The organism is Arthrobacter sp., from assembly GCF_031988865.1.
In the GTDB taxonomy this organism is placed as follows: domain Bacteria; phylum Actinomycetota; class Actinomycetes; order Actinomycetales; family Micrococcaceae; genus Arthrobacter_B.
In genome coordinates this window covers 1-8,046 of sequence record NZ_DALZXY010000117.1, presented here as the reverse complement: position 1 = coordinate 8,046, position 8,046 = coordinate 1, and the positions used below count along the sequence as shown (strand labels likewise).

Genomic DNA, 8,046 nt, shown 5'->3' with positions numbered 1-8,046 from the left:
GGCCGGGCACCCTGATGGCCGGCGCCAATGAACTTCGCATCAGCGTGCACGGTTCCGGCGGCCACGGCTCCCAGCCGCACAACGCCCTGGACCCGGTGCCGGCCCTCGTGGAGATCGCTGCCGCGCTGCAGGTGATGGCCACCCGGAAGTTCTCCGTGTTTGATCCGATTGTCCTGACCGTCACCCAGCTCGAGGCCGGGCGCGCCATCAACGTTATTCCGGACACCGCCAGGCTGGGGGCCAGCGTCCGCACGCTCTCCGCCGAGTCTGTGGACCGGCTGATTGTGGAGACCAAGGCGCTCGCGGACGGCATCGCTGCGGCGCACGGCTGCACCGCCGAGGTCAGCTTCGAGATCCTCTACCCGATGACGGAGAACGACCCGTCACGGACCTTCGAGGCCATTCGGGACCTGCGTGAGCTTTTTGGTGAGGAGCGGGTGATCCAGTCCCGGGACCCGCTGATGGGGTCGGAGGATTTCTCCCTCGTCCTGCAGAAGATCCCCGGTGCCTTCCTGTTCCTCGGCGCCACCCCGCCGGATGTTGATCCGACCACCGCGGCGTGGAACCACTCCCCGCGGGTGCTGTTCGATGATTCCGTGCTGGCCGATCAGGCTGCCGCCCTCGCCCAGCTGGCGTTCAACCGGCTGACCTAGGGCTGGTTCACGGAGCGGCCGCCAGCCGGTTAGTCCCGGCTGCCGGCCGGTACCGTGTACAGGGGCTCCGGAGCGTAGGAGGCCACGTGCTGCTGCGCCAGCTCGATGAAGCGACGGGCCTTGCCGGAAAGCGTGCGTCCCGCGGGCCAGACCACGGAAACCCGTTCCAGATGCGGCTGGGGGTCGAGAGCCCGGGCCAGGACCGGAAGCCCCTCATAGCTTGACGGGTTCCTCGGACGCTGGATGAAGAGCGAGTAACCCAGTCCCTGGGCCACGAGCGATCTGGCAAGCTCGAAATGCCGGGTCCGGTGCCGGACCATGGGAGAGAGTCCCTGCGCCGAGAAATAGCCCATGATGTCATCCACGCTGGGCGGGGCATCGAGCAGGATCATCGGTTCGTTCACGAGGTCCCTGGCCCGCACGACGCCGGACTCGGCGAGCGGGTGCCCGGCGGCAAGGATCACGTGCATGGCGGTGTCATACAGTGGTGCGGTTTCCACCCTCCGGTCCAGATGCATGTTGTACATGATGGCCAGTTCCAGGTCCCCGGACTTCAGCTGCTTCAGCAGGGTGCCCTGATCAGCAGGATGGATGCTCAGCTCCACGTCCGGGTGCAGCCGGTCGAAGTGCTTGACCATTTGCGGCAGAACGGTCGGCGCCAATGAGGGGTAGCAGCCGACAGCGAGCGGCCCAATCAGGTCGTGGACGCCGGCGGATGCTTCAAGGTTCTCTGCGGATCTCAGCAGGGACAGAGCCTGCTCGAAGATGTGCTGCCCTGTGGTGGTGAGGACGATTCCGTGCGACTTGTGCCGTGTGCAGAGCTGGGATTTGAGGGCACGTTCCAGCTCGTCCAGTGCCGCGGCGATGGCCGAACGGGAGACGTGTTCCTGGGCGGCAGCTGCGCTGATGCTTCCGGTGGAGGCGATCGCGCAGAAGTAGCGCAGCTGCCGCAGAGTGAACTGGCTCATTGGATACCGCCTCGGTGCTGGGCCGGGTGGTATCGCCTTGGCGGACGGGACTAGTCCAGGCGCCGGTTCCGGGTCTCGGGCATGGTCAGGATGACTGCGGTGCTGACCGCACACAGGACCATGATGTAGATAACAAATACCACATGCATCCCAATGCTGGAGAGCCACGTGTTCAGGTACGGTGCGGTGCCCCCGAAGATGGCCGCTGACGTCGCATAGGCGATTCCGATGAGGGTTGCCCGCAGCCGTGTGGGCACCAGCTCGGCGAATACCGCGCCCAGCGGGGCACAGTTTGCCGCCAGCAGGATGGAGGCCAGTGCAACCGTGGCGAAGAGGGAAACCGGGCTGGAACTGAGGCCGAATTCCAGCGGAATGGCGGCGATGATGAAACCGATGCTGAACACCAGCAGCACCGGACGGCGTCCCCAGCGGTCTGAGGCCGCGCCCATCAGCGGGATTGCGATGAGGAAGACCGCCTGGCCGCAGAGCCCGGCCACGCGTGCCGCCGTCGGGTCCATGCCATGTACCGAGACGGCGTAGCCGGGAGCGAAGATGAACCAGGTGTAGAACGCGACGACGCCGCTGATGGTCAGGCCCACGATCTGCAGGGTGCCGCGGCGGTTGGCCGCGAGCTGGCGCAGCGTCCAGCGCAGCCCGGATTCGCGCTCGGTCTCTGCCGCACTGCTTGATTCGTAGACGGAGGATTCGGTCATGGTACGGCGGATGTAGATGGCATAGAGGCCAAGCAGGGCGCCGATGGCGAAGGGGATGCGCCAGCCGAAGTCAGCCATCTCCTCCTTGGAGAGCGCTGCCGTGAGGAACGCCCCGAGTCCGGTGGCCAGCATGGATCCGATTCCGACGCCGATCCAGGGGCTGGATGCCCACAGGCCGCGCCTGCCCTCGGGAGCGACTTCAGCCAGGTAGGTGAACGCCGAACCGGTCTCCCCGCCGTGCGATAGGCCCTGGATAAGGCGGGCGGCCAGCAGCAGGATGGACGCGAACACTCCAATCGAGTCGAAGTTCGGTGCCACTGCGATGATCAGGCTGCCTAGGGCAGCGAGGGCGATCGCCAGGGTCAGGCTGAAACGACGGCCCTTTTCATCTGCTATCCGGCCGAACAGCCAGCCGCCGACCGGCCGCATCAGGAACCCGACGGCAAAAATCGCCAGTGTGGAAAGCAGCGCGGAAACGGGATTGTCCGTTTTGAAGAACTGGGCGGCGAAAAACGGGGCGAAGATCGCGTAGATGTTCCAGTCGAACCATTCCAAGGTGTTGCCGATGTTCACGGCCACAAGGTCGCGCCGCCGTTTGCCGGCGCTGACCCCGCTGGTCGTTTCGGTGTTCGTGGCCGTGGGACTCATTGCTCCTCCATCGCAGCGCGGACTCTCTGCCGCTGAGCAGGCAGAATGATCCCACTATCGAAGCAATAGTTGAGAAGGTCAACGGCATTTAAGCGGCCTCGGATGGTGGAAAAATCGTCATCGCGCGGACGATGATGTAACCGCTAGCGTCGTGTGTATGAGTTTCTCCGAGCTTTCACTGACGTTCCTGGCCACCATCTCTGTCCAGGTGGGCGAGCCAATCGAAGTCGGCCGCACTTCCGCCGGGCTGCGGCGCGTCATCCCGATCCTGGGCGGGAAGGTCGAAGGCCCGCAGCTGCGTGGAACTGTGCTCCCGGCCGGCGCAGATTTCCAGATCCTGCGCAGTTCCACCCTTACGGAGCTGGAGGCGAAGTATGTGCTCGAGACAGACAGCGGTGAGAGGCTCTACGTGAACAACTTTGGCCTGCGCACCGGCAGCGAGGCGGATATATCGGCGCTGCTGCGGGGCGAGCCGGTGGATCCTGCCCGAATCTACTTCCGATGCACACCGCGCATCGAAGCACCTGCGGGCGGAGTGTGGGAGTGGCTGTCCAGTCGAGTCCTCGTTGGCACCGGCATCCGGCTCCCGGATGAGGTTCGGCTGGATATCAGCGTGGTGGAGTAGGCCATTGCGGCCTCTGTGGCTGGAGTGACCCCACCGGCATCAGGCATAACGCATGCAGGGAGATTCACCCGAACCGTGACCTAAGCGTGGCCAGACCACACCTGTTCCAACTATGACTGAGCGGCCTGTGGCGTGTACCGTAAACGGGCTATCTTCCCCGTGTGCGGATTCACATGAGCTGCCCGGGGCTCACCCACGTCCGTTCTCCGGGCAGCCCAATCTGGGCAGATTAGACAGAAAGGGGGTGTCGGCGTGTCCGCAGTTCAGACAGAAACCGAACCCTCGCTCAAAAAGGTCCTCGGACGCATCGATGTCCTGTCCCTCGGTTTCGGCGCCATGATCGGCTTTGGCTGGGTTGTGCTGACCGGAGACTGGCTGTCCTCAGCCGGCACCATGGGCTCCGTACTTGCCATTGTCACCGGCGGCGTGATCATGGCCATCGTGGGGCTGACCTACGCCGAGTTGTGCTCCGCAATGCCAAGAGCCGGCGGAGCCCACAACTACATCATCCGGGCCATGGGACCGCGTGCCTCGTTCATCGGATCCTGGGCCATCATCGGCGGCTACGTGACCATCGTGGCCTTCGAAGCCGTGGCCCTGCCGAGAACCGTGCAGTACATCTTCCCCAACCTGAGCCAGATCCCGCTGTGGACCGTCGCTGGCTTCGAGGTCCACCTGACCTGGGCCCTCGTCGGTGCCGTCGCCGCCGTCGTTATTACCGCCATCAACATCCGGGGCGTGAAGGAAGCCGGCGTCGTGCAGACGTTCGTCGTTATCTTCCTGCTGGCCATCGGCCTGGTGATGATCGCCGGCGCATTTACCGGCGGCAGCGCAGCGAACATGGAGCCCTGGTTCCACGGCGGGATGAACGGCTTCTTCGCCGTGCTGGTGGTGGTGCCCTTCCTGTTCATCGGCTTCGACGTGATTCCGCAGTCCGCCGAAGAGGCGAATGTCCCGGCGAAGCAGGTCGGCAAACTGGTTGTCATCTCGGTCGTGATGGCAACCATCTGGTACGTCATGGTGGTCCTGACCACGTCTTCCGCGATGCCGGCCTCAGCCCTGGCCGGCACCGACATCGCCACTGCCGACGCCGTCGGTGCGATGTTCAATTCGGATCTGATGGCCAACATCCTCATTGCCGGCGGCATTGCCGGCATCCTCACCTCGTGGAACTCGCTGCTGATGGGGGCCTCCCGCCTGATGTACTCGCTGGCACGTGCCGGCATGCTGCCTGCCTGGTTCGGCCGGCTGCACCCGAAGTACGGCACCCCGCATAACTCGCTCCTGTTCATCGGTGCGTTGAGCTTCCTGGCTCCGTTCGGCGGTGCGGAAATGCTCGGCTGGCTGGTCGACTCCGGGGCTCCGAGCATCGTGCTCGCCTACACTCTGGTGGCAGTTTCCTTCCTGGTCCTGCGCCGGCGCGAACCGGCAATGGACCGTCCGCTGCGCGTCGGCGGCAAGGGCAAGGGCGGCATCGTCATCGGTGTCCTGGCCACCATCTTCGGTGCTGCGCTCTTCAGCCTCTACATGCCGGGCATGCCCGCTGTGCTGGGGATGGAACCCTGGCTGCTGTTCGGTGCCTGGTGGGTGATCGGCATGATCTTCTTCTTCCGGGTTCCCACCGGCATCAAGGCCGGACCGGACGCCGAAGCGCACGTCCTGGCGAAGATCCGGGCCAAGGCGCGGTCTGGCTCTTAGCCGGCACGCTGCCGCGGCAGCAGAACAACAGTGACACGCCCGACGGCGGCTTCCCCCAACGGAGAGGCCGCCGTTGCGGTTTCCAGCCGCGGGGACCGCCGCATCCGGACAGGAGCGCTGGCCGCGTGCCGGTTCCCGCTAGGAAAGCCGGAGCAGCGCGCCTGCCCGGTGCACTCCATGCAGCTGCGTCCGGTCGCTGCGGACCTTGTACTGTGGCTCATCCTCCGAACACAGCCGGCGCCTGCCCATGAATTCGAAGTCGGAGGTGTGGACTTCGGTGATTTCCCCCGTGACGGCCCCGGTGCGCGAGTTCCACCGCACGCGGTCGCCAACCCTTAGATGATCAGTCATGGCGACTGTCATAACACCGCCCAGGCATCCGTGTAACGAGTAATTGGCGGAATCGGTCCGCCACGGGAGCCGATCCAGGCGACAGAACCTAGGCAACTAAGTTACTGACGAGTAATATAGGCTGCATGCACCTGATCTTCCGCACGATGCTGCTGCTCCTGACCGCCCGCCGCCGGCGGCCGAAACTAGACATCTTCGGCACTTCCTCCCTGCCGATGCGGGTCCTGCCGACGGACCTGGACATCGCCAACCACGTCAACAACGGCATGTACCTTTCGCTGATGGACCTGGGCCGGTTCGACCTGATGATCCGCAGTGGTTTCTGGGCGCAGATGCGCCGCAACCGGTGGTCCCCCGTGGTCAGCAACGAGACCATCAGCTTCCGCAAGTCGCTGGCACCGTGGCAGCGCTACACCATCGAGTCCCGGATCATCGGCTTCGATGACCGCGCCATCTATTTCGAGCAGCGAATGGTGGCCGACGGCGAGATTTACGCCAGCGCCTTCATCGCCACCCGGATGGTCTCCAAACAGGGGCCGGTGACGAACGAGGAGATCTTTGCGGCCGCCGGACGGCGCCCGCCGGAGGATATGGTTCTTCCGGAATGGATTGCAGACTGGCGTGAGAGCGTTGCCCTGCCCGGCACCCGGCGGCCGGCACCGCACGCCTGGGCCGCTTAGGACAGCGACGCCCGAACCAGCCTCAGACGCCTCGCCGGGCGCGCAGCACGTTGTCATTCAGGACCGCCTGCACGCCGTCCGGCCCTTCGACGGTGCGGGGGACAGGCTCGGCCGTTTCCACTATCCAGCCGTGTGCCTCGAGCTCCAGCGCAGCGGCTAGTTCGACGGCCGTAGGCAGCGGCGGCTCCGGTGCCGGATGCCTGGACCACGGCGGGAAATCCTCGTGCCCGACGACGAGCAGGCGTCCGCGCGGGACGACGGAGGCCATGGCCCGGTGCAGGATCGTATCCCTCGGAAGCTCGGTGGGGGAGTGCAGGAACTGGGCACACACCAGGTCATAGCCGGGGTCGGTGCCCGGTTCGGCTGCCGCCCACTCGGCGAGGTCTGCCTGCACCCAGGTCACCAGGTGTTCGACGCCGGCGTCCCTGGCGTGGGCCGCGGCCCGCTCCAGCGCGACGGCGGAGATGTCGATCCCGGTGACCTGCCAACCCTGCAGGGCCAGCCAGACGGCGTCCGCGCCTTCACCACAGCCAAGTTCCAGGGCAGTGCCAGGTTTCAGACTGGTGACCTCCCGGACCAGCAGGGCATTCGGGTTTCCGCTCCAGACCTGATCGCGTTCGCGGTAGAAGCCGTCCCAAAAGTGACCGGGCGGCGGGGGCAGCGCTGAATGGTCATGCATGCAATGAACTTTACGTCCGGAGCGGAAGCGGGCGAAAGAAAGGCCGGGAACCGTCCCCCCTGGGTATCGGTTCCCGGCCTTTCGCCGTCGGTGGTGCGCTTATCCGCGCGCCGCTCCTAGTTGTACTGCGACATCTAGTGCTGTGAGCGGCGGCTGCGGGCCGAGATCAGCAGGGCCAGCGGGATCAGCAGCAGTGCCACCGGGATTAGGAGCGCCAGGATGGCGGGGGACTTGAAGATCTGTCCCGGGGTCATGGCGGAAGTGCGTTCCATCATGGTGTCGGCTCCGGCGGAGATCTCTCCGTTGCCGCTGGCCAGGGTGGCGGTGCCGTCGGCGAGCTTACCGTTGCCGTCAGCGAGGTCGGACGCGCCGGTCTTCAGCGTGGTGGTGCCTTCGCTGAGGGTCTTTGCGCCGGCGTCAAGCTTGCCCATGCCTTCGTTCAGGGAGTCCGAACCGGAGAGCAGGCGGCCCGTGCCGTCGGCCAGTTTGGCATTGCCGTCAGAGAGGGAATAGGCGCCGGCTTCGAGGGTGCCCAGGCCGGTGGAGAGGGTTCCGGCACCGTTGGCGAGCTTGGCATTGCCTTCAGCGAGGGTGTAAGCGCCGTCCTCAAGGGTGGTCAAGCCCTGGTTGAGCGACTGCGCTCCTGCGGACAGCTGCCCTGCTCCGGCGTAGAGCTGTTCGACGCCGGCGGCCGCGGCGTGGGCGCCGTCGGCCAAGGCGGGCCTTGGCGCTCAGCTCTCCGAGGCCGCCAGCCACGGCGTCCGAGCCGTACACCAGGCCGCCCTGGTAAACGACGGTTCCAAACTTGGTGGTGTGCTGCGGAGCGGCAGGGTTGCCCTTGAGTCCAATGTCGATACCTACAACCAGGCGTTCGAGGCCTTCAAGCTTGTCGGCGGCAACAGCCAGCTTTGCGCCACTGCCTGCCGGAACGATACCGAGTGCCTCGAGGGGGGCGAGCGCTGCTCCTGCACCGCGCCACTCCTGAGCACCAGTGGACGTTCCCGTGGTGGAATACGGCTTCAGGTCAGCCG

The 8,046-nt window shown here is 65.5% G+C and carries 10 protein-coding genes; 4 read left to right on the top strand and 6 right to left on the bottom strand.

Features of this window, described 5'->3' with window-relative positions; genetic code table 11:
* The coding region (locus RTN46_RS15500) for a M20/M25/M40 family metallo-hydrolase (RefSeq protein ID WP_312182726.1) at positions 1–653 on the top strand (653 nt) is incomplete at its 5' end.
* 29 nt (positions 654–682) lie between these two features.
* Here RTN46_RS15500 and RTN46_RS15495 read toward each other — a convergent pair.
* Positions 683–1,621 (bottom strand): LysR substrate-binding domain-containing protein, encoded by a 939-nt coding sequence (locus RTN46_RS15495; protein ID WP_312182724.1) that lies wholly within the window; start codon positions 1,619–1,621, stop codon positions 683–685.
* A gap of 50 nt (positions 1,622–1,671) precedes the next feature.
* Complete coding sequence (locus RTN46_RS15490) at positions 1,672–2,982, bottom strand: MFS transporter (protein WP_312182722.1); 1,311 nt, start codon at positions 2,980–2,982, stop codon at positions 1,672–1,674.
* Between the two features lie 157 nt (positions 2,983–3,139).
* Between RTN46_RS15490 and RTN46_RS15485 the strand changes: the two genes are divergently transcribed.
* Positions 3,140–3,607: a DUF3237 domain-containing protein gene (locus RTN46_RS15485; RefSeq protein ID WP_312182721.1), complete on the top strand. Its 468-nt coding sequence runs from the start codon at positions 3,140–3,142 to the stop codon at positions 3,605–3,607.
* Between the two features lie 252 nt (positions 3,608–3,859).
* The gene (locus RTN46_RS15480) at positions 3,860–5,305 is read left to right on the top strand and encodes an amino acid permease (RefSeq protein ID WP_312182719.1); all 1,446 of its coding nucleotides are present in this window, start codon (positions 3,860–3,862) and stop codon (positions 5,303–5,305) included.
* Positions 5,306–5,443: 138 nt separating this feature from the next.
* On the opposite strand, the gene RTN46_RS15475 is transcribed toward RTN46_RS15480, so the two are convergent.
* Entirely contained in the window at positions 5,444–5,656 is a 213-nt protein-coding gene (locus tag RTN46_RS15475) for a DUF2945 domain-containing protein (RefSeq protein ID WP_312182717.1), read from the bottom strand.
* A gap of 125 nt (positions 5,657–5,781) precedes the next feature.
* Between RTN46_RS15475 and RTN46_RS15470 the strand changes: the two genes are divergently transcribed.
* Positions 5,782–6,336 (top strand): thioesterase family protein, encoded by a 555-nt coding sequence (locus tag RTN46_RS15470; protein ID WP_312182716.1) that lies wholly within the window; start codon positions 5,782–5,784, stop codon positions 6,334–6,336.
* 22 nt (positions 6,337–6,358) lie between these two features.
* Here RTN46_RS15470 and RTN46_RS15465 read toward each other — a convergent pair whose 3' ends face one another.
* The 3 genes from RTN46_RS15465 to RTN46_RS15455 all read right to left on the bottom strand — a co-directional run.
* The gene (locus RTN46_RS15465) at positions 6,359–7,015 is read right to left on the bottom strand and encodes a class I SAM-dependent methyltransferase (RefSeq protein WP_312182714.1); all 657 of its coding nucleotides are present in this window, start codon (positions 7,013–7,015) and stop codon (positions 6,359–6,361) included.
* Between the two features lie 134 nt (positions 7,016–7,149).
* Positions 7,150–7,731, bottom strand: a complete 582-nt coding sequence (locus tag RTN46_RS15460) for a hypothetical protein (RefSeq protein WP_312182712.1) — start codon at positions 7,729–7,731, stop codon at positions 7,150–7,152.
* The coding region (locus tag RTN46_RS15455) for a hypothetical protein (protein WP_312182711.1) at positions 7,622–8,046 on the bottom strand (425 nt) is incomplete at its 5' end. The genes RTN46_RS15460 and RTN46_RS15455, both read right to left, overlap by 110 nt.